At 46.4% G+C, this 22,140-nt stretch carries 12 protein-coding genes; 10 read left to right on the top strand and 2 right to left on the bottom strand.

The window, feature by feature from the left end:
- The first annotated feature begins 40 nt into the window (after positions 1 to 40).
- The 8 genes from pulA to KO473_RS14525 all read left to right on the top strand — a co-directional run bounded on the left by pulA (position 41) and on the right by KO473_RS14525 (position 14,269).
- Complete coding sequence (gene pulA, locus KO473_RS14560) at positions 41 to 2,041, top strand: type I pullulanase (RefSeq protein ID WP_005780569.1); 2,001 nt, start codon at positions 41 to 43, stop codon at positions 2,039 to 2,041.
- A 179-nt stretch (positions 2,042 to 2,220) separates the two neighbouring features.
- On the top strand, positions 2,221 to 2,778 hold the full coding sequence (locus KO473_RS14555; protein WP_005807607.1) for an RNA polymerase sigma-70 factor: 558 nt from the start codon (positions 2,221 to 2,223) through the stop codon (positions 2,776 to 2,778).
- An 89-nt stretch (positions 2,779 to 2,867) separates the two neighbouring features.
- Positions 2,868 to 3,866 (top strand): FecR family protein, encoded by a 999-nt coding sequence (locus KO473_RS14550; protein WP_005821151.1) that lies wholly within the window; start codon positions 2,868 to 2,870, stop codon positions 3,864 to 3,866.
- 137 nt (positions 3,867 to 4,003) lie between these two features.
- On the top strand, positions 4,004 to 7,441 hold the full coding sequence (locus KO473_RS14545) for a TonB-dependent receptor (protein WP_216035110.1): 3,438 nt from the start codon (positions 4,004 to 4,006) through the stop codon (positions 7,439 to 7,441).
- Between the two features lie 14 nt (positions 7,442 to 7,455).
- Positions 7,456 to 9,321 (top strand): RagB/SusD family nutrient uptake outer membrane protein, encoded by a 1,866-nt coding sequence (locus KO473_RS14540; protein ID WP_005821147.1) that lies wholly within the window; start codon positions 7,456 to 7,458, stop codon positions 9,319 to 9,321.
- A 106-nt stretch (positions 9,322 to 9,427) separates the two neighbouring features.
- Complete coding sequence (locus KO473_RS14535; RefSeq protein WP_005821145.1) at positions 9,428 to 10,984, top strand: beta-N-acetylhexosaminidase; 1,557 nt, start codon at positions 9,428 to 9,430, stop codon at positions 10,982 to 10,984.
- A 15-nt stretch (positions 10,985 to 10,999) separates the two neighbouring features.
- Positions 11,000 to 12,514, top strand: coding sequence for an arylsulfatase (locus KO473_RS14530; RefSeq protein WP_005821144.1), 1,515 nt, complete (start codon positions 11,000 to 11,002; stop codon positions 12,512 to 12,514).
- A 300-nt stretch (positions 12,515 to 12,814) separates the two neighbouring features.
- Positions 12,815 to 14,269 (top strand): ATP-binding cassette domain-containing protein, encoded by a 1,455-nt coding sequence (locus KO473_RS14525; RefSeq protein WP_005821143.1) that lies wholly within the window; start codon positions 12,815 to 12,817, stop codon positions 14,267 to 14,269.
- 219 nt (positions 14,270 to 14,488) lie between these two features.
- Here KO473_RS14525 and KO473_RS14520 read toward each other — a convergent pair whose 3' ends face one another.
- On the bottom strand, positions 14,489 to 16,831 hold the full coding sequence (locus KO473_RS14520; protein WP_005821141.1) for a PDZ domain-containing protein: 2,343 nt from the start codon (positions 16,829 to 16,831) through the stop codon (positions 14,489 to 14,491).
- A 156-nt stretch (positions 16,832 to 16,987) separates the two neighbouring features.
- On the opposite strand from KO473_RS14520, the gene gpmA reads away from it, so the two are divergent.
- Both gpmA and KO473_RS14510 read left to right on the top strand, forming a co-directional pair.
- Complete coding sequence (gene gpmA / locus KO473_RS14515; RefSeq protein ID WP_005807593.1) at positions 16,988 to 17,734, top strand: 2,3-diphosphoglycerate-dependent phosphoglycerate mutase; 747 nt, start codon at positions 16,988 to 16,990, stop codon at positions 17,732 to 17,734.
- A 167-nt stretch (positions 17,735 to 17,901) separates the two neighbouring features.
- Positions 17,902 to 18,954: a class I fructose-bisphosphate aldolase gene (locus tag KO473_RS14510; protein WP_005780549.1), complete on the top strand. Its 1,053-nt coding sequence runs from the start codon at positions 17,902 to 17,904 to the stop codon at positions 18,952 to 18,954.
- A gap of 178 nt (positions 18,955 to 19,132) precedes the next feature.
- Here KO473_RS14510 and KO473_RS14505 read toward each other — a convergent pair whose 3' ends face one another.
- A complete protein-coding gene (locus tag KO473_RS14505; RefSeq protein WP_005821139.1) occupies positions 19,133 to 22,051 on the bottom strand; it encodes a two-component regulator propeller domain-containing protein in 2,919 nt (972 codons plus the stop codon).
- Positions 22,052 to 22,140: the final 89 nt, after the last annotated feature.

Raw genomic sequence — 22,140 nt, 5'->3', positions numbered from 1 at the left:
ACTTAATTAATCAGATAATAATTTAATAGAGAGAAAAACCATGAAAATGAACTATCTTGCCTTTATCGGAGTGACTGCGGCCACGGCTGTAGTCAGTTGTACTCCTGCCAAGAAAGAATATGCGTCTTATGAGCTGTATCCGGTGCGTTCGGGCAGTCTCACGGAGATGGAGTATTCACCGGAGGCTACTAAGTTTATCCTTTGGGCACCTACCGCCGATGAAGTTCGTCTGATGTTGTTTGATTCGGGTGAAGGAGGGCATGCTTACGAAACAATTCCTATGGAGCCGGGGGAAGAAGGCACTTGGACAGCAACGGTCAGTAAAGATCTGATGGGGAAATTCTATACATTCAATGTCAAGGTAAACGATAAATGGATGGGAGATACGCCGGGTATCAATGCCAAAGCGGTGGGGGTAAACGGAAAGCGTGCCGCCATTATCGACCTGAAATCCACCGATCCGCAGGGGTGGGAAAACGATCAGCGTCCGCCGTTGAAATCACCTGCGGATGCAGTCATCTACGAGATGCATCATCGTGATTTTTCTGTTGACTCCACGTCGGGCATTCGGAACAAAGGGAAGTTTCTGGCTCTGACCGAACATGGGACACTGAATCCTGCCAAGTTGCTTACCGGTATTGACCATCTGGTGGAACTGGGAGTCACCCATGTACATCTCCTGCCATCTTATGACTATGCCTCAGTGGATGAAACCAAACTGAATGAAAATAAATACAATTGGGGATATGATCCGCAAAATTACAATGTGCCCGATGGTTCGTATTCTACTGATCCTTATGATCCGGCTGTTCGCATCCGTGAATTCAAACAGATGGTGCAGGCGCTCCACAAAGCCGGTATTCGGGTAGTACTCGACGTGGTGTACAATCACACGTACAATACTGACGGAAGCAACTTTGAGCGTACGGTTCCGGGATATTTCTATCGTCAGAAACCCGATGGTTCGCTGGCAAATGGTTCGGCTTGCGGCAACGAAACGGCAAGCAACCGTCCCATGATGCGTAAGTATATGATCGAATCCGTGCTCCACTGGATTAAAGAATATCATATAGACGGTTTCCGCTTCGACCTGATGGGCATTCACGACATCGAGACAATGAATGAAATCCGCAAGGCAGTCAATGCCATTGATCCTTCTATCATTATTTATGGTGAAGGTTGGGCTGCGGAGGCACCACAGTATCCGGGGGATTCGCTGGCTATGAAGGCCAATACTTTCGAGATGCCCGGTATTGCCGCTTTCTCCGACGAACTGCGTGATGCGTTGCGTGGTCCTTTCAATGATAACCATAAAGGGGCTTTCCTCGCCGGAATTCCCGGTGGAGAAGAAAGCATTAAATTCGGAATTGTCGGAGCTATCCAGCATCCTCAAGTCAACAATGACTCTGTGAATTACAGCAAAGCTCCTTGGGCTGCCCAGCCGACTCAAATGATCAGTTACGTGTCCTGCCATGATGATATGTGCCTGGTGGACCGTCTGAAGTCAAGTATTCCCGATATTACTCCCGAACAGCTTGCACGGCTCGATAAACTGGCACAAACGGCGGTGTTTACCTCGCAAGGTATTCCGTTCATTTATGCTGGTGAAGAGGTGATGCGCGATAAGAAAGGGGTGCATAATAGTTTTGAAAGCCCCGATTCCATTAATGCCATCGATTGGAACCGCAAAACCCTCCATGAAGATGTGTTCACTTACTATAAACGTCTGATCAGTCTTCGTAAGGCACATCCCGCTTTCCGTATGGGCGATGCGGAGATGGTGCGTAAATATCTGGAATTTCTTCCGGTGGAGGGCACTAACCTGATAGCTTTTCGTTTGAAAGACCGTGCGAACGGAGACTCTTGGGACAATATAATCGTAGTGCTCAATGCTCGTTCCGTTCCTGCCAAACTGACAATACCTGAAGGCAAATACACCGTTGTCTGCAAAGATGGGGTAATTGATGAGCGAGGTTTGGGGCTGTTGTACGGTCCGGAGATAACGGTTCCGGCACAGTCGGCACTGATCATTCACCAGTAGTATCAGTGATATGGAGAAAGCCCGGAGATAATCCGGGCTTAACTTTGTAAATGCTGATAATAAAAAATTGTAAGGGCATAAAAAACAAATATAAAGTTAACCTAAGTGGATTATCTCTAAAAAAACTGTCCTGATTTGTGGGATATGTGTGCATAGAGCAATCTTAAAATATCTGTATGATGAAATTTATAAGGAAGTCTCCGGCCGATATGGATAATCTGGAAAGTCCTCAAAAGTTTGAGGCTTTTTTTCTGGATTATTACCCTCGAATAAAAGGGTTCATTAATGGCTTGTTGCAGAATGCTGAAGAGGCGGAAGATATCTCTCAGGATATTTTTGCATTATTGTGGCAGAATCGGGGAAACTTGAAATTGATAGACAATCTGGATGCATACCTGTTCCGTATTGCCCGGAATGCGGTTTTCCGGCATATCGAACGTTCCCTGCTATTTCAGAATTATCAATCCTGGCAAACATCGGATGATCATCCGGAACATTGTGAAACAGAGGCGGAACTTGATGCAAAAGAATTGGAACTGATCATAGCCATCGCTGTGGAGAGAATGCCTGCCCAAAGGAAAAAGATCTACCGGATGAGCCGCGAACAGGGACTGAGTAATGAGAAAATAGCCCGTGAATTAAACATTAGTAAGCGTACGGTTGAAAATCATCTGACCCAGGCTCTGGCCGATATACGCAAAATATTGCTCTTGGTTATTATGGCTACTATCGTATAAACTTAGTAGTTTATTCCAAAAAAATCTCTTTCGGACTGTGTGTGTTTGGCGGGTTACGTATCTTATATACATAACCCATAAAATATACTATGTCTGACGCATACAAAATTATACGCAACTTTATGGCTTTTACAGCCAGTCCGGATCTTAAAAGCAAAGTCTGGACATGGCTCCTTGATTCGTCCGGCAAGGAACGGAAAGAAAAAGCACTCCATCAGATATGGGATGATTATCATCCTGCGGCAGATGCCTGTACCCGACATTCTTTACGGAAGTTTCAAAAAAAAGCAGGCTTTCCTTTATGTAAGCCGTCAAACCTTTATCGGTGGGCACGTATAGCAGCTTTTCTACTTATTCCGTTGGTGTCCATTGCTACTGCCTATGTATATGTCAGGCTGCATACGCACGATGTCCGTTTTGTCGAATGTATTGTCCCCAAGGGTGAACAAAAAGAAGTCACACTTCCCGATGGTTCGGTCATCACCCTGAATTCCGGGTCTGTATTTTTATATCCCACACATTTTACAGGCGACACTCGTTCCGTATATCTTTCGGGCGAGGGGCATTTTAAGGTTGCACCAGACAAGAAACTTCCTTTTGTGGTAGAAACTAATCACCTGGATGTCTGTGTGCTGGGTACTCAGTTTAATGTGCAGGCGTATCCTTTGGATAAGAGAACGATTACCACATTGGAGACCGGTTCTGTTGCCGTTAGGAAGAAGAATCAGACGGATTGTTTTGTTACTTTAGAACCCAACCAGCAACTGGAGTATGAAAACCGGGATGGAAAGTTTTATAAAAGGAATATAGACGCCTCCGTCTATTCGGGCTGGACTAAGGGTGAAATGAATTTTGTCTCTCAATCATTTAGGGAAATCCTGAAAACGCTGGAAAGAAGATATGCCGTATCCATCCGGTTATCATCCGATCTGACAGAATCGGACCGTATCAACTCGGATCTTTATACAATAAAGTTTAAGTACCGTGATAGTATCTTTCATGTTTTGGACATTGTGACAAAAACTGTAGGAGGTATCACCTATAAAGTGGGGAAGGACGAAACCATATCTATTTGTCCGCTAAAATAAAAGAAAGGAGAGCTGCCATATGAAAAAAAGGGAACCGGAAACAAATTACCACACCCATTTCCGATCCCCGAAATCAATCAAAAACTTTTTAACCTTTAGAGACTTTAAACAGTATTAATTGATTAACTCACAAAATTATGAAATTAAAAATCAATTTAAGGAATATTTTATCCGTAAAAATTCATAAAATAGTCCTTTTACTTCTCGCTTTATGCATTTATAACACTGCTTACGGGCAGAATCAGCGAATAAGTGTATATGGTAACAATCAATCTTTGCAAAAAGTATTCGAACAGATAGAGCAGCAAACCAAGTTAAGTGTGACATACAATCAGACCAAGCTGGATGTAAACAAGAAAATTAAGGAAAACTTTATAGACAAAAAGCTTTCTTTTGTGATGGATGCTCTTTTGAAGAATACCGGGTTTACTTGTAACTATGAACCTGAACATATAGTTATTACTCCTTCTGTGCAGCCAAAAGAGAAAGCTGCTGCCAAACAAACTGTCCAGATGAAAAAAATAATGGGTAAGGTAACCGGCATTACCGGTGAGCCTCTCATAGGGGCCAATGTACTTGCCATAGGCAGTAAGCAGGCTACGATCACGAATCTCAACGGAGAGTTCACGTTAGAAGTTCCTGCGGACGGCAAGCTGCAGGTTACGTATATCGGTTATTTGCCGCAAGAGGTCAGTACCAATGGAAAAACTCAAATCGTCATTCAGTTGAAAGAAGATTCACAATTGATGGATGAAGTAGTGGTTGTCGGCTTCGGAACACAAAAGAAGGTCAATCTGACGGGAGCGGTTACAGCTGTTAATGTGCAGGAAACATTAGGAGATCGTCCGATAGCGAATATTACGGCGGCCCTGCAGGGAGTTGTTCCCGGGTTAAAAATTGAAGGTGCAACCGGTACGCCCGGTGACAATCTATCGTATAATATTCGTGGAACCACTTCTATCAACGGTGGTGGTCCGTTGGTGTTGGTCAATAATGTACCGATGGATATAAATATGATTGATCCGCAGGATATAGAATCGGTTTCTGTTTTGAAGGATGCTGCTTCTGCAGCCATTTACGGGGCACGTGCGGCATTTGGAGTGATCCTTATTACTACTAAACAAGGCAAAAAGGATATGGCGCCTAAATTCAATTATAATAATAATTTCTCGTTCTCCAAAGCATTGGAATTACCTCAAAAAGCAAACCCGTTGGAGTCCGTATTGGCATATAAAGAAATGGGATGGCCCAATGATACATATGTGGATGGCAAGAATATACCTCAGTGGGAAACGTATGTACGTGATTATATGGATAATCCTTCTAAATATCCTCAAGGCTACATTTTCGATGAAAAAGGAAATCTGTTCCTGATGAGAGAAAACGACATGTTTGCGGATATGATGGAAAATTATGGTTTTATGAAAAACCATAGCTTCTCGGTTTCGGGCGGAGGTTCCAGAACGAATTACCGCATCGGTTTGGGATATACCAATGAAGACGGAATCCTGATTACGGATAAGGACCGGTATGAACGTGCCAATCTGTCGAGTTTTCTTAGTGTGGAGGTCAACAAATGGCTGACAACTCAGTTGGATATACGGTATGCTAATTCTACCCAGAACAAAGTGGAACAAGGCGGAAGGAATGGAGTCTGGGGAAGTGCCATGCAGCTTCCTTCTTATCAGAATATCTCGCCTTATGAAGTGGACGGGATTACTTATCCCGCTGAAACTTCCGCTACTTATATTCGCTATGGGGAACCGCGTATCGTTAAAAAAACTGACTTTAGAGCCTTGGGACGCATTATTATTTCACCTCTGAAGAACTTGAAGATAACAGGTGAATATACATACAATAGGGTGACAAATTACAACCGTATGTATGTGAAGCAGTATAAATACATAGGAATGAATTTTACTGGTATCCTGAATAATACGGAAAATACCCGGTATGCTCTGACTCAGGGATTTAACAACTACAATGCGATCAACATTTTTGCAAATTACGATTTTTCAATAGGTAATCATAATATAGGGGTGATGGGGGGATTCAATCAGGAAGAGAATCACGCCGAATCACAGTGGACGGAAAGAAAAGATGTATTATTGAGCAACCTGCCGTCCATATCGGGAGCTACCGGAACTACAACGGCTACAGACACATTCAATGAATATGCCCTTAGGGGACTCTTTTACCGTGTTAACTATTCGTACAAAGACCGTTACATGGTTGAAGCCAACGGACGTTATGACGGAACTTCACGTTTCCCTAAAAACAATCGGTTTGGTTTTTTCCCTTCTTTCTCGGGAGGATGGCGCATATCGGAAGAGTCTTTTATGGCAGGAACCCGGAGTGTTCTGTCTAATTTAAAGTTCCGTGCATCTTGGGGATCGATAGGAAATCAGATTATCTTGCTGTCTGATGGCTCGCCGGACAATTATCCGTATATACCGGAAATGGCTCCGGGATTAACTAATTGGTTGGTAGGCGGTAAAAAACCTACGACTCTCTCTACGCCGCCGATGGTCAGCAGTGCGTTTACCTGGGAGAAAGTATATACGCTTGACTTCGGTGTCGACTTCGGATTTTTTGATAACAGGTTGAACGGGACTTTCGACTGGTATCGGCGTGATACGAAAGGAATGTTGGCGCCGGGTATGGATTTGCCTTGGGTGGTGGGAGTAGCTGCTGCCAAGCAAAATGCCGCAGATCTGAAAACCTATGGTTGGGAACTGGAACTCAACTGGAGAGACCGCATTAAAGATTTCAGTTACCGTATCGGATTCAACCTTTACGATTCGCAGAGCGAGATTACCAAGTTCAACAATGAAACCAATTTGTTGGGTACTTATCGGAAAGGGCAGAAGATTGGTGAAATCTGGGGATATGTGACCGATCGTTTTTATAGAGAAGACGATTTCAATGCCGATGGAACTCTTAAAGAAGGCATTCCTATCCCTAAAGGAGCTGGGAAAGTGTATCCGGGAGATGTGCTTTATAAGAATTTTGATGATGATGCCACTACCATCTGGAGTGGAAAAGGGACAGCGGACGATCCGGGCGACCAACGTATTATCGGTAACTCTACGCCGCGTTTCCATTATGGCATCAACGCAGGCTTGAGTTGGAAGGGATTTGATCTTTCCATTTTCCTTCGTGGTGTGGGCAAACGCGACTTTTGGCGTACCGATCAGATTGCATGGCCTACCGCTACATGGGGAAGTTTGTTTAAAGAAACTCTTAATTTCTGGACACCAGAGCATACGGATGCTTATTTTCCGAGAGTATATGCAAACAATGGTGTGAATACCGCTACGAACCGCTGGAAGCAAACCAAATATCTGGCCAATGCGGCTTATGTGAAACTGCAAAACATCACTTTATCCTATACATTGCCTAAGGTATGGACTAAGCAGATTTACTTTGACGAAGTCAAGGTCTTTTTTAGTGGGGAGAACCTTCATACATGGGATCATTTGCCGGAGGGCTTAGAGTCGGATATGCTTTCAAAGGGAGCATGGGAATACCCGTTTATGAAGAAATTTTCACTTGGATTTAATGTCACATTCTAAATAACCGAAATAGTATGAAGAAATATACATTTGCCCTGTTTATATTCTGTGCGATCGCTTTGACCGGTTGCTTGAACAATGATTTTATGGAAAGGTATCCGTTGGGCAATCCGACGGAAGAGACGGCCTTTGTGACGTATGATAACTTCAAGGCGTATGCTTGGGGACTGTATGAAACACTTCCTACATTAGGATATGGTGATACTTCGACGGATGACATTTCATACAATCAAACGCGGGGAAGCAGCGAAAGCAACTGGATCAGGGGGCTGGTTACTGTGCCCGATAAGCGTGACGGCACAGCTTGGAACTATTATGGCTTTATCCGCCGTGTCAATCTGATGCTGGGGCGTATAGACGCTTCTCAAATGACTGAAGTAGAGAAAGCGCATTGGAAAAGTGTCGGATACTTCTTTCGTTCATACCGCTACTTCTCACTGTTGTCCGCTTACGGCGGGGTACCTTGGATTGACCGGGTGCTGAGTGATAATGATACGGAGTTGATCAACGGTCCCCGTGCTTCCAGAGACGAAATAGCGAAGCATATCCTTGAGGATCTGCAATATGCCGAACAACATATCAACGTCAATGGTGATGGCGAAAATACGATTAATAGAGCTGTCGTACAGGCTTTTATGTCCCGTTTTTGTATTTTTGAAGGCACATGGAGGCGGTATCACGGATTGAATGATGCCGATATTTATCTGAAAGAATGTAAACGGGTGTCTGCCGAGGTCATGAAGTCTTATCCGGAAATTTGCAACAACTACGACGATCTGTTTTGTTCGCTTGATTTGAAAGACGTACCGGGAGTTATACTCTATCGTGAGTTCTCAAATGCGGAAAATGTTGTGCATGCTGTCAGCATTGGAGGAACAACCGGGGCGTCTTACTATAATCCGACCCGTGATTTGGTGGACAGTTATCTTTGTTCGGATGGTAAAACCCGTTGGAACAGTCCGCTTTTCCAAGGAGACAAAGACATGTACAGTGAGTTCAGTTGCCGGGATCATCGACTTTGGCTGCAAGTGACCCCTCCTTTCAGAGTAGATCGTTCGGCTTCTACCGATGCGTGGGGTAACAAGTGGAAGTTCACCGATGTCGCTAAGGACAGGAGTTTCATCGATAGCTTGAATATCCGGTTAGGAATAGGGTATGGAAGTGGCAAAGAGAGACAGAAGACACTGCCTTTCCGCCAAGGGTATGACGGAGGTATTCTGGGAGCAGTTCCACATTTCGATTTCTATTTGGAGAATCAGCCTTGGTACAAGTCTGCATTTGGGTATAATAACTGGAAGTATTATTGCACTTACCTGTCGATGGGATCGCAGCGAAATGAAGAGACCGATATGCCACTGTTCAGGGTGGAAGAGGTGATGCTGAATTATGCCGAGGCAATGTGTGAGTTGGGTGAATTCGATCAGTCGGTAGCCGATCAGACGATCAATAAACTGCGTAGCCGTGCCAACGTAGCGTCTATGAAGGTGGCGGAAATCAATGCCGGTTTCGATCCTAAACGTGATTTGGGAGACCCTTCTTATCCGGGTGATTATGCTGTCGATCCTTTATTGTGGGAGGTCCGTCGCGAACGGCGTATCGAGTTATTCTCCGAAGGGTTCAGGTTTGATGATCTGCGGAGGTGGAAAAAGTGCCATTACGCATTAAAGAAGAAGCTGGGTATGTACGTCAAAGCATCGGATTTTCCGGCCGGAACGAAGGTGACGATTGACGGAGGAGGTGTAGAGGGATATCTTGAATTCCATCCTGTACAAACCCATACTTGGCCCGAATATTATTATCTGAATCCTATTCCACGTAATGAAAGGGTGCTGAATCCTCAGTTAACCCAAAATCCGGGTTGGGATGACGGAGTAAAGTAGGAACTTTTCCTGATTGACAAATGGTTTTAACCGTGTGATAAGAGACTGTCCGTAGAAATTCTTATCTTTGGGCTGTTTCTTGTCACACTATAAATACTATGTTTAAATGAAATACCTGATTTTAATACTGTTTTTCCTCGGTTCGCACGCCATCCGCCTATGCGGACAAATCATCTTGCCTACACCTGACTACCTTGAAAAAGCCAATGGACAGTTGCAGTTCCAAGGTGCCATACGGATGCATGCTCAAGATACTTCCGCTTCTTTCCTACGTTTGTTTTATGAAAAACTGATACCGGAAAGTGATATGGAATGGTGTGGAGAGAAGGAGCATAGCCAAATCTGCTGGGAGAAAGATACTACACTTCCGGCAGAGGGATATCGCATTCTTGTTACTCCTGCGAAAATAACTGTTTGTGCGGCAGATAACGCCGGTTTTATTTATGCCATTCAGAGCCTGAGACAATGGAGCATACGGGTAGGAAACAAGTTGATATTCCCTTGTGTAGAAATTACTGACTTTCCGCGGGTGAAATGGCGTAGCTTTATGCTGGATTCGGGACGTCAGTACCAGAAGGTCTCTACCATCAAGAAGTATATCGATATGGCTTCGATGCTGAAAATGAATTACTTTCATTGGCATCTGACCGAGGGCCTCGGCTGGCGTATCGAGATAAAACGCTATCCGCTCCTGACTCGGATCGGAGCTTTCGTAGGACAGGGACCGGAGCAACAGGGCTTCTACTCTCAGGAAGAGGTGAAAGAGATTGTCGGCTATGCGGCGGATCGAGGCATTACGGTTGTTCCCGAGATCGACATGCCCGGACATGCCGAGGCGGCGCTCAATGCGTATCCTGGGTTGGGATGTTTCAACATTCCGGTGAAAGTACCCCAAAGCGGTTTTACACAGAATATTTTTTGCGCGGGCAAAGATAATACACTCACTTTCCTGCAGAATGTACTGGACGAAGTGTGCCGGATGTTTCCGTCCGTCTATATTCATCTCGGAGGCGATGAAGCACCTAAAGGAAACTGGGATAAATGTATGGATTGCCAGGCACGGATTGCGAAAGAAAAATTAAAAGGCAGCCATGACCTGCAATTATGGTTCTCGGCCCAAATGGCAGATTACCTGAAGCGGAAAGGGCGAAAGGCAATCTTTTGGGGAGATGTGATTTATAAAGACGGTTATCCGTTGCCGGATAATGTGGTTATACAGTGGTGGAACTGGAGAGGACATAAGGATCTGGCTTTGAAGAACGCTGTCAGGCATAATTACCCGGTGATTTGCGGTACGAACTATTACACCTATCTCAACTTTCCCCTAACTCCTTGGAGGGGATACGACAAGGACCGCACTTTCGATCTGGAGGACGTATATCTGCATAATCCGTCCTATAGGCGGCAGGAAGAAAATCCACTGATCCTCGGAATGAGTTCTGCATTGTGGACAGACGATGGAGTGACGGAAGATAGGATTGACCGTCGTGTCTTTCCGCGTATTCTCGCACTTGCCGAACAAATGTGGTATTCCGGCAAACCGTTAAGTTTCGATGAGTTTTACGGTAAAGTTCTTCTGAAACAGCCATGGTTCGAACGGCAGGGATATGCATTCGGTCCTGCCTTGAAAAAAGAGGTAGATGTAAACTATAAATGGGACTAAAAAAAGAAACCAATCATGAAAAGAATAGAAATCTATATCGGACTATCTATATTTGCTTTATCGGCCAAAAGCCAGGTGAAAGAATCTCGCCCCAATGTCATATATATCATTATGGATGATTTGGGTTACGGGGATATCGGTTGTTATGGTTCGGAGAAAATAGAAACGCCGAACATCGACCGTTTGTGTAAAGACGGCATCAGTTTCACCCAGCACTATACCGGATCGCCTGTTTCGGCACCGGCACGCTGTGTGCTGATGACAGGTATGCATTCGGGACATGCACAGATACGGGCCAATGATGAAATGGCATACCGGGGAGCTATCATGAACTATGACTCCATGTATGTGCATCCGAGTCTGGAGGGACAGTATCCTCTGAAGGCCAATACGATGACTATCGGAAGGATGATGCAGCAGGCGGGGTATGTCACCGGATGTTACGGGAAATGGGGATTGGGTGCTCCGGGATCGGAGGGTACTCCCAATAAACAGGGATTCGACAGTTTTTACGGATATAACTGTCAGCGGCAAGCGCACAGTTACTATCCGGCCTTTCTGTATAAGGATGAAGACCGTGTATATCTGAACAATAAAGTTCTTGACCCTCACACTGCCCGGCTGGATCCCGGAACAGATCCCCGCGATGAAGCCAGTTATGCCAAATTTTCACAGAAGGAGTATGCCAATGACCTTATTTTTGATGAGCTGATTTCGTTTGTCGGACAGAACAAGAAGAAGCCTTTCTTTTTGATGTGGACTACTCCGCTTCCGCATGTGTCATTACAGGCACCGGAGAAATGGGTGAAACACTATGTCGAAAAGTTTGGAGACGAGGCGCCTTACACCGGGAAAGCCGGATATATGCCTTGTCGGTATCCGCATGCTACTTATGCTGCCATGATCAGTTACTTCGACGAACAGATAGGCAGATTGATAGAGAAACTCAAGGCAGATCATTTGTATGACCATACTATCATCATGTTCACTTCCGATAACGGTCCGACCTTTAACGGTGGAAGCGATTCGCCATGGTTCAATAGTGGAGGCCTTTTCAAGTCGGAGTATGGCTGGGGAAAATGTTTTGTACATGAAGGCGGAATACGGATACCCGCCATCGTTACTTGGCCCGGAAAGATCAAACCTTCCACTCAGACCGACCATATCTGCGGATTTCAGGATATGATGCCTACCTTGGCGGATATTGCGAAGGTTGATTGTCCGCCGACTGACGGAATCAGTTTCCTGCCCACTCTGCTCGGCAAGACCGGAGAACAGAAAGAACATGCATACCTGTATTGGGAATATCCCGATCCGGTGATCGGTCTCAAAGCCATTCGCATGGGTAAGTGGAAAGGAATTGTCAACAACATCCGTAAGGGCAACTCTACAATGGAACTTTATGACTTGGAGAGTGATCTCAGGGAAGAACATGATGTAGCTGCCGAACATCCCGATATCGTCCGCAAGCTGACGAAGCTGATGGAAGAGTCGCACACCGAACCGGAGAACCCCAAATTCAAGTTCTGATCGGCCGCGATCGTCCGAAGCCTTACGGGAGGGTGAGTTCGTGGAGGTTGTCAAAACTCACCACAGAGGGCGAAGAGTAACACAGAGGCGATTTAAGTTATTGATTATTGGTGAAAAGGCTCTGTGCTACTCTGTGGTAAGAAAAGTTTCGACGCATCCCCTTCCGGAAAGATCAGCAGAGGCCGCCGAAGACGGATAAAAGCGTATAAATATGCCCCTCCGATTGATTTTTTACCCTTATTCTGTCTCTTTGTGCGGATTTTGGTATAATTTTGCCCCGCCCAATAATGAAATAGGATCATGGAACAATACACATTCAGTATAGCGGGTGGCGTGGCACGCAACCCGCTTGTGCGTTTGGCACAACCAGTCACGGCGCAAATCGCTACCGGCGAACATATCGCTATCGTAGGACCCAATGGGGGAGGGAAAAGCTTGTTTGTAGACACGCTTTTGGGTAAATATCCTTTGCGTGAGGGTACATTGGACTACGATTTTTCTCCTTCTTCTACCCGGACGGTATATGATAACGTGAAATATATTGCTTTCCGTGACACCTACGGGGCGGCGGATGCCAACTATTACTATCAGCAACGCTGGAATGCCCACGATCAGGAAGATGCCCCCTCTGTGCGGGAGATGTTGGGAGAGATCAAGGATGAAAGACTGAAAGAGGAATTGTTCGAACTCTTCCACATCGAGCCATTGTTGGACAAGAAGATCATCCTTCTTTCCAGTGGCGAATTACGTAAATTTCAACTGACTAAAACCCTCCTGACAGCTCCTCGGGTATTGATTATGGACAATCCTTTTATCGGTTTGGATGCGCCTACCCGTGAATTGCTTTTCTCGCTGCTCGAACGTCTCACCCGCTTGTCATCCGTGCAAATCATTCTTGTGCTTTCGATGCTCGATGATATCCCTTCGTTCATTACCCATGTGATTCCGGTAGAAGACCTGCACGTGCTTCCGAAAATGGAAAGGGAGGCTTATCTGGCTTCATTTTGTGTGACCAATGAGGCCGAAGTCCTGGACGCACTGCAACAGCGTATAGCCGGATTACCTTATGACGGAGCAAACTATGACTCCGAAGAGGTGGTAAAATTAAATAAGGTCAGCATCCGTTATGATGACCGTACCATCCTGAAAGAACTCGACTGGACTGTCCGTCGGGGCGAGAAGTGGGCATTGAGCGGAGAAAACGGTGCCGGTAAATCTACGTTGCTTAGTTTGGTTTGTGCGGATAATCCTCAGTCGTATGCCTGTGACATCAGCCTTTTCGGACGCAAGCGGGGTACAGGTGAAAGCATTTGGGAGATAAAAAAGCATATCGGTTACGTCAGTCCCGAAATGCACCGTGCTTATCTAAAGAATCTACCGGCCATTGAGATTGTAGCTTCCGGGTTGCATGACAGCATCGGCTTGTATAAGCGTCCACAGGAAAGCCAGATGGCCACCTGCGAGTGGTGGATGGATGTGTTTGGCATTGCCGCTCTGAAAGACAGACCTTTTCTTCAACTCTCGAGTGGTGAACAGCGCTTGGCATTGCTGGCCCGTGCTTTCGTGAAAGATCCGGAATTACTTATTCTGGACGAACCGCTGCACGGACTCGATACGTACAATCGCCGGCGGGTGAAAAAGATCATCGAGGCCTTCTGCTGCCGTGAAGATAAAACGATGATTATGGTAACCCATTATGAGTCGGAACTGCCCTCTGTCATTACCGATCGCCTTTTTCTAAAGAGAAATCGTTGAGCGTGACGGGCGGCAACGCCTGTTTTGGGTTATGTTGTTTATCAGTGGATTAATCTTTCCCTGTGGCGCATGGTGATATACACTCTGTTATATTTTAAACCAACGCCTCCTGCCTTTCAAACCTATGGTCCTTTGGTTTAAAAGGCAGGCATGCCCGTATGCGTGATGGGTGTCCTTCGCCGAAACGGGCTCCACTGATGCCCTTAGCCGTATCTTGCTTTACATCGTTACCTCATTTTCTTTCTGATTTCGGAAGAAGATGATCCGGAACTTGCTGCCTTCGGGTGACTTCCGGGTCTCGGTTTCTATATCCGTCCGGTTATTCATTGGTTTGCCGTTAATGCTCAGAATCACGTCATTGGCTTGCAGGGCGGTTATTCCCTTTTCGATCTTCACTACCAGTATACCTCGTATTTTGTCGAGTCCCGTGGCCGAACGTTCTCCTTCGGTCGACACCTCTTTCAAGGTTAACCCCTTCCACGAATACGTCTGTACTGTCTCTGGTTTTTCTTCCGGAATTTTGAAAACCGGCAATTCCGGAGTAGCCGCCAAAGCTTTCAGGTGTGGGCATTGTACGCCGAAGTGCTCCATATCGAAATTCCGGAAACCCGTCTTCAAGGCAGGCGAATTTTCTTTTACCCGGTAGTCTCCTTTTTCAGGAGCAATGAAGAGCGGATCACCGTAAAGTGAATGGAGGTCCGTTCCTCTGTTTTGCGCCTGCTCCAGTCCTTGCTCGGTGACAAAAAAGTTAGTGTCTGTTTCCTTTCCCCATTCTTTTACCTGAATGGGGCGATAGGGAGTCGTGACGATGTTGTGACGGAAAATGTCTTGAGAGTTTGCAAACCAAACGTGCGGATGGAATGTGTTGTTGACCATAATGTTGTTTTCCACCGTTCGCGCGAAGCCTTCGCGCAATTTCAATCCTCCGTGTAGGCAGAGGTTGTTGTAGATGTGATAGTTGGAAGAACCGTCGTCCAGATCGATGTCCCATCCATGGTCGCACCTCCAGCGGTTGTTGCGGATGACAGTCGTTTCGGTAGCGTCCCGGAATACCATTTGAGGATGTTCTTTCGCGAACTCATCCATCACATTCCGGTCGGGATGCCAATAGCGGTCGCGTCCCCAGGAGTTGAAGGACCCGTGGTCGCCTGTCTCGAGTACGGTGTCGAACACATCGTTTCCTTCTATCATATGTCCTCCCCAGGTACCTTCACTGACGTTGATGCCGGCACGGGGCAGGTCGTAAATACTGTTGTTACGGATGGTGATTCGTGCGGACATAGATAGCTGGATACCGGCTCCCTGCTTTTCTATCTCTCCGATCGAGTGAATCAGATTGTCGTCCACCAGGCAGTCTGAGGGATAGTCGGGGGTGAGAGGGCCTGTCCCTTTATCCATCTGCTCCCAGGTTTGCGACTTTCCGTACTCGAACAGAGGGGAACGGACGGCATCCGGAGAGCCTACAAAGCAAACGGCACTGGCTCCTATACGGGTGATATGATTTTGGCTGACACGGTGGTTGCGGTTATAATTGGAGAAGAAGATAGCATTGCCTCCTATATCGTGCAGGTAGCAGCCGTTTACAGAGCATTTTTCGGCATTTTCAATTATCAGGGCTCCTCCCCGATAGATTTTCCAGTCACTGCGCAATAGGGGTTCATTGGTTTTCATAAAGGTGCGCAGGGTTTGTGTCAGTTCCAAATGGTCTACGGATACGTGACGGACCGGATTTCCGGGTTTTCCTTTCAGGATAAAGAGGGTTTCTGTCTGCGGCACTTCGAACAAGGCGGTTTGCAGATTGAGTTCTCGTGGCGGATAGAAATAGAGTGTATGGGTTTCTTTATCAAAATACCATTCCCCTTCGGCATCCAACTCTTCAAAGATGTTTTCTACCATGCGGTAAGTGTCGTGCATACCCATCTGGCGGTTGTTCTGAAATCCGCCTTTCAGTATCAGTTCGCCTTTGGCGTCTTTGCCTTCGATGCTGTATTGGTAGCCTCCCCATTCTCTGCTGTGCATGGCGTGCAGATAACCTCCCGCGGGGTTGCTCCAGTTTTTCACACGTTCGGGCGAGCAGGCGTCAGCTGCATATCCGTTGAAGATGCGTATATTCGGATCAAAATTCGGATACCGTGCCGATATCTGTTTTTTTCCGTTCACAAAGAGCTGGTCGGGGATCAGTTCTTCTTCCACTTGGGTCTGCATGATACCGTTTTTATACTCTTTCCAACACAGGTTCCGGAGTATACGCGAACCACTGATGACCGCCTTTTGTCCGGGATACGAAGAAAAACGGACCGGATGTTCGGGTGTGCCCGAAGTCTCGTTTGTGATAAGAATCGGAGTGGACAGGTAGTTGGTGCCTTCGCAGTAGATGGTGATGGAACGCCGGCCGGCCTGCCGTGAGGCCTTTTTCCAGGCATATTCTAAAGTAGCCATCGGCTTTTCCGCTGTTCCGGGATGATGGTCGCTGCCCGAAGGTGATACATAGAGTGTTATCTCTGTTTGGGCGGATAGCAGACCGGATACGAATAGTAGTAATGGAAAAAAGAGTTTTCTCATGTGTTGTTCATTTAGAAATTAAATAAAAAGGTTACTTACAGTGCACAAAGGTAACTTTTCTCAGCATACTTCAGCATAGATATTTAGAAAAAGTTTCGTGAACTTTGTACTCAGTACAAATGTTCTATAGTAAACACCTAAAGAAAGGAGAGTTGAATGAAAAAGATTGTATTGCTCCGTCATGGAGAAAGTGCATGGAACAAAGAGAACCGTTTTACCGGTTGGACAGATGTCGATCTGACAGAAAAGGGAATTGCCGAAGCCTGCAAAGCGGGTGAACTACTGAAAGAAAATGGATTTAATTTCGATAAAGCTTATACTTCGTACCTTAAACGAGCGGTGAAAACGCTGAATTGTGTGCTCGACCGGATGGATCAGGACTGGATTCCGGTGGAGAAGAGTTGGCGTCTGAATGAGAAGCATTATGGCGATCTGCAAGGATTGAATAAAAGCGAGACGGCTGCCAAATACGGTGACGAACAGGTGCTTATCTGGCGTAGGAGTTATGATATAGCTCCCAATGCCCTGTCGGAAGACGATCCGAGAAATCCACGTTTTGAGAACCGCTATCGGGAAGTGCCCGATGCAGAACTTCCCCGGACGGAATCTTTGAAAGATACCATCGACCGCATCATGCCTTATTGGAAATGTATCATTTTCCCGAATCTGAAAACCGCTGATGAAATTCTGGTGGTTGCCCACGGCAACAGTTTGCGGGGCATTATCAAGCACTTGAAGCACATCTCCGATGAAGAGATCGTGAAACTGAATCTGCCGACTGCTGTTCCTTACGTATTTGAATTCAGTGACGAACTGAATCTGGAAAAAGACTATTTCCTGGGTGACCCCGAAGAAATCCGGAAACTGATGGAAGCGGTTGCCAATCAGGGAAAGAAAAAATAAGATAAGAGGAAACCCCTCATTACGGAATAAAAATGAATATTATTCACCACAGAGTACACGGAGGACACAGAGTTTTAATCTCTTGTTTATTAAGATGTTTAAGAGAAAGATATTCTCTGTGTTCTCTGTGTACTCCGTGGTGAATAAAACTCAAAACCATTACAATTATGAATAAAATTATAGAACTATTGGGTAATCAGGCTGAATACTACCTGAACCACACTTGTAAAACCATTGATAAATCACTGATTCACGTGCCGTCACCGGATACGATCGATAAGATATGGATTGACTCGGACCGTAACATACAGACCTTACGTAGTTTGCAGACTTTGCTGGGACATGGTCGTCTGGCAAATACGGGATATGTGTCCATTCTTCCTGTCGACCAGGATATTGAGCATACAGCCGGAGCTTCGTTCGCTCCGAATCCCATCTATTTCGACCCGGAAAATATTGTAAAACTGGCCATTGAAGGCGGATGTAATGCCGTTGCTTCTACTTTCGGTATTCTGGGGGCTGTTGCCCGTAAGTACGCTCACAAAATTCCTTTTGTAGTGAAACTGAACCATAATGAACTGCTGTCTTATCCCAATTCGTATGATCAGGTGTTGTTTGGCACCGTCAAGGAGGCATGGGAGATGGGAGCGGTGGCTGTGGGAGCTACTATCTATTTCGGTTCCGAGCAAAGCCGTCGTCAGTTGGTAGAGATTGCCGAGGCTTTTGACTATGCGCATGAATTGGGCATGGCCACTATCTTGTGGTGTTATCTGCGCAACAACGATTTTAAGAAAGACGGGGTAGACTATCATGCTGCCGCCGACCTAACCGGGCAGGCAGACCGTCTTGGAGTTACCATTAAAGCGGATATTGTGAAGCAGAAGTTGCCTACTAATAACGGTGGTTTCAAAGCAATTCATTTTGGAAAGACAGACGAAAGAATGTATACCGAACTGACTACCGATCACCCGATTGATCTTTGCCGTTATCAGGTAGCCAACGGATATATGGGACGTGTCGGTTTGATTAATTCCGGTGGCGAATCACATGGAGCTTCCGACCTGAAAGACGCTGTTGTTACAGCGGTAGTGAATAAACGTGCCGGTGGTATGGGGTTGATTAGCGGACGTAAAGCTTTCCAAAAACCGATGAAAGAGGGAGTGGAATTGCTCAATGCCATCCAGGATGTATATCTGGATGCATCTGTCACCATTGCTTGATTGAGTTTGATTGTTAGAATGGAGAATGGGGTATGGCTGTGTCGTACTCCATTTTTTATTCAGTGAAGTTATATTCGGATAAGAAATATGCTGGGTCCGAAAGGGTGTAGCTATCCGAGGCATAGGGTGTAGCCATGTACTCCGGATGGTTATACCCTATGCATCGGATGGCTACACCCTATTGCTTTTTCCTTATTTTCTCTTTATACTGAGTCGGTGTCTCTCCTGTATATTGCTTGAATGAAGTACTGAAATAACGGGATGTTGTAAATCCTATTTTTTCCGCTATCTCTGTAAAGGTGAGATCGGTGGTTGAGATCAGTTGGATGGCCTTTTCCATGCGGAATTTATTGATGTAATCGTTGGCGCCCATGTTGGTCATGGCCTTTAACTTGTTGTAGAGTGAAGCACGGCTCAATCCCATTTCCGTACAGAGGAAGGTGACGTCCAGTTCGGGACTGTCCAAGTGGTCGGTGATTAGCCGGTTCAGTTTTCGTAGGAAAGTCTCGTCTGGTTGGCTGAGTTCGCTCTTTTCCTCTTTGGGGATATTTTTAATGTCGGTGTCCGTTTTACTTTTCTCTCCGTTACGGAGCCGGTTTCGTATCAGCTCTACGATTTGCAGTTCTCTTTCACCCGTCTCGGTGAACGAGGGGAGGAGTTCGTTGCTGACATTGACCAGGAATCGGATTTTTTCTTCATATTCCTGTAACTCCCGCTCTTTTAGTTCCCATTTCAACCGGTTTTGCCTGCGGCGCAGAATGGTGAGAATGACGGCAGCAATGACACCCGATGCAATAAGCAATACACAGATGATGAACCATCCGCTCCGGTACCAGGGAGGTAGTATGGTGAGTGACAGGATAGGACGGAAGGGAGTCCAGTCGCCATTCTTGGTACTGCATGCGGCCAATATCCGATATTTGCCTGCCGGAAGTGAACGGATAATCAGTTCCGGATCGTACGATTCAATCGGTTCGTCGTTCAATCCTTCTATCTGATAACGGTATCTTTTTTTACGGAAAATATCTTGTTCGTGGGACATTATGCGTAAGGTTATGGTCCGGCTGTCCTGCGGGAGGGTCAGTTTCTCCGGCTGTCCTGTTATCTGGTTAATGGCCGGCTCACCGTTTATGTATACGTCGGTCAGTTCCACTTCCGGAAAGTCGGATGGAGCTGTCGAAAAACGGTTATCGATGCAGAGCAGTCCGTTTGCGCCTCCCATATAAACTTCTCCCTTGCCGGAGACAAGCCGGGGTTTTGCCAGATATTCATTCGGAATAACTCCGTCCGATTCGCCGAAAAGGATGAACTTCCGGGATTGCAGCATCCAGGCAAACAACATGTGGTCTGCCCCGATCCATACTTTTCCCCGATGATCGCAAATGACCGAACTCACTTCACCGAACAGGGAAGTTGGCAACGGATGATACCGGTTGGTCGACGGCGTATACTGTCCCAGTCCGGTGTTGCTGCCAATCCAGAAATCACCTTTCTCGTCCATCGAAACAGAATATAATAATGTATCGCCCGTACAGCTGAAAAGTCTTTTCAGACAGTTGTTTGTCCGGTCCAGTTCGTAGAGGGTACGGCTGTCGTTGAGGTAGGTGAAACGCTCGTTGTGGGCAATGGCATTCATGCTGCCGGCAATCTCCATACCTTCTTCTTCATTCACTACGCGTATTTTCTGCGAGCCGGTGTCGTATCGGTAAATATGTCCTGCCAGCAAGAGGACGCTGCCCGGTTCGTCCTGATAGACATTTACCGCCATTCCGCTGTAGTAGAGATATTGTTTGAGGCGGGGATGGTCGATGGTCAGTAACTGTTGTTCTCCATTCGCTTTGTTGTAAACAAACAATCCTTTTGAAAAGACAGAGAGTAAGAGTGTTTCCCGGGTGAAACCGGCGATAGAGACTACTTTGTCTCCCCAGGTAGACCGGTCGTGACGGAACTCTTCCGTGTCGGGGTCAAGACTGTTGATACCTCCGCCGTCTGTACCGATCCAGATCCGTCCGTCCGATTCGTCCTGATAAAGACTCAGTACGGCGGGATCACTCAGCCCTTTGCTACTTCCGGGAAAGACATCGGTATAGGTCTTCATGGATACTTCACGGATATTGATCAAACCCTTGCGAATGCTTCCGGCCCACATGTTGTTATAGGTATCGTTGTAGAGCGATAGGATAGAGTTGACGGGAAGTGAATAGTTATCTCCGGGGATATGTTCAAGAACGCTGATCTGATGGTTGTCCGGACGTATGATATTGATGCCTCCTCCGTCTGTTCCTACCCAGATGTGCGAGTCCCGTTCGGCTATGCTAAGCACCACGTTGTTGCTGAGGCGGGAGTTTGCGGTAGTGTACGAGGCTAACAATCTGCCTTCGGGACTGAAGCAGCGCAAGCCTTCATTGTAGGGGGCCACCCAGATGCGGTTGTGCGAGTCGATCAGGAGTGCCATGATCTCTTTCCCACAGTCGAATGGAGGGAGACGGCGTTCTCCCGAACGGAGATTGATCAACCTGAGACCTTGCCACCGGCTGCAACATAGCAGCGTCTCTTCGTCCCATCGGCTGATGGCGGAGATGGCGAAGTAAGGGTCGGAACTGAAGTCCAGCAGAAGTTTTACGGAACGGTTTTCATAATCGTAACGATAGATGCGGTTGCGGCCGCCGAAGATCACCCCCTGTTCCGTCAGGCAAGCGGAATAGGCGAGGATGGAATGTCCCTGTTCGTCTTGTGGAGTTGTAAAATCGTCGCTTTGCCTGCGATACTGCGCTATTCCGTCATCGGTCAGTACCCAGATGTTGTGTTGATTGTCTTCAATGATCTGATGGATGTAATTGTGTGGCAACGAGTGCGCATCTTCTTTCCGGTGGATATATTTCTTCAGCTTTTCTCCGTCGAACCTTCCCAATCCCGCATTGGTGCCTATCCATACGAAACCTTTGGGTTCGGTATAGACACATCGCACGGTAGAAGGGAGTCCCTCCTTCAGGGAAATCTGTTTATAGTAGTAATGGCCGGCTTTCAGCGGGAGGCAGCAGACTGCCAGAAGTATGGTCAACCAACAGAGAAGGCCGGTATATGGGTTGTTTTTCATGGATGCATATCTATCACGTTAACGGCAAAAGTAACAGTTTGCATAGACGTGACCAAAAAAATGGAAATAAAATCTTATCTTTGCCGAAA

The sequence above is a fragment of the Bacteroides sp. HF-4919 genome (genome assembly GCF_018860125.1).
Note: the sequence above shows the minus strand (reverse complement) of the source record. Positions and strands in the feature narration are given on the sequence as shown.

Bases quoted from the DNA above. Each gene is read 5' to 3' on its own strand.
- KO473_RS14555 (WP_005807607.1), top strand. From the start codon at position 2,221: ATGAAATTTATAAGGAAGTCTCCGGCCGATATGGATAATCTGGAAAGT.
- KO473_RS14530 (WP_005821144.1), top strand. From the start codon at position 11,000: ATGAAAAGAATAGAAATCTATATCGGACTATCTATATTTGCTTTATCG.
- KO473_RS14550 (WP_005821151.1), top strand. From the start codon at position 2,868: ATGTCTGACGCATACAAAATTATACGCAACTTTATGGCTTTTACAGCC.
- KO473_RS14540 (WP_005821147.1), top strand. From the start codon at position 7,456: ATGAAGAAATATACATTTGCCCTGTTTATATTCTGTGCGATCGCTTTG.
- KO473_RS14510 (WP_005780549.1), top strand. From the start codon at position 17,902: ATGAATAAAATTATAGAACTATTGGGTAATCAGGCTGAATACTACCTG.
- KO473_RS14535 (WP_005821145.1), top strand. From the start codon at position 9,428: ATGAAATACCTGATTTTAATACTGTTTTTCCTCGGTTCGCACGCCATC.
- gpmA (WP_005807593.1), top strand. From the start codon at position 16,988: ATGAAAAAGATTGTATTGCTCCGTCATGGAGAAAGTGCATGGAACAAA.
- pulA (WP_005780569.1), top strand. From the start codon at position 41: ATGAAAATGAACTATCTTGCCTTTATCGGAGTGACTGCGGCCACGGCT.
- KO473_RS14525 (WP_005821143.1), top strand. From the start codon at position 12,815: ATGGAACAATACACATTCAGTATAGCGGGTGGCGTGGCACGCAACCCG.
- KO473_RS14545 (WP_216035110.1), top strand. From the start codon at position 4,004: ATGAAATTAAAAATCAATTTAAGGAATATTTTATCCGTAAAAATTCAT.
- KO473_RS14520 (WP_005821141.1), bottom strand. From the start codon at position 16,831: ATGAGAAAACTCTTTTTTCCATTACTACTATTCGTATCCGGTCTGCTA.
- KO473_RS14505 (WP_005821139.1), bottom strand. From the start codon at position 22,051: ATGAAAAACAACCCATATACCGGCCTTCTCTGTTGGTTGACCATACTT.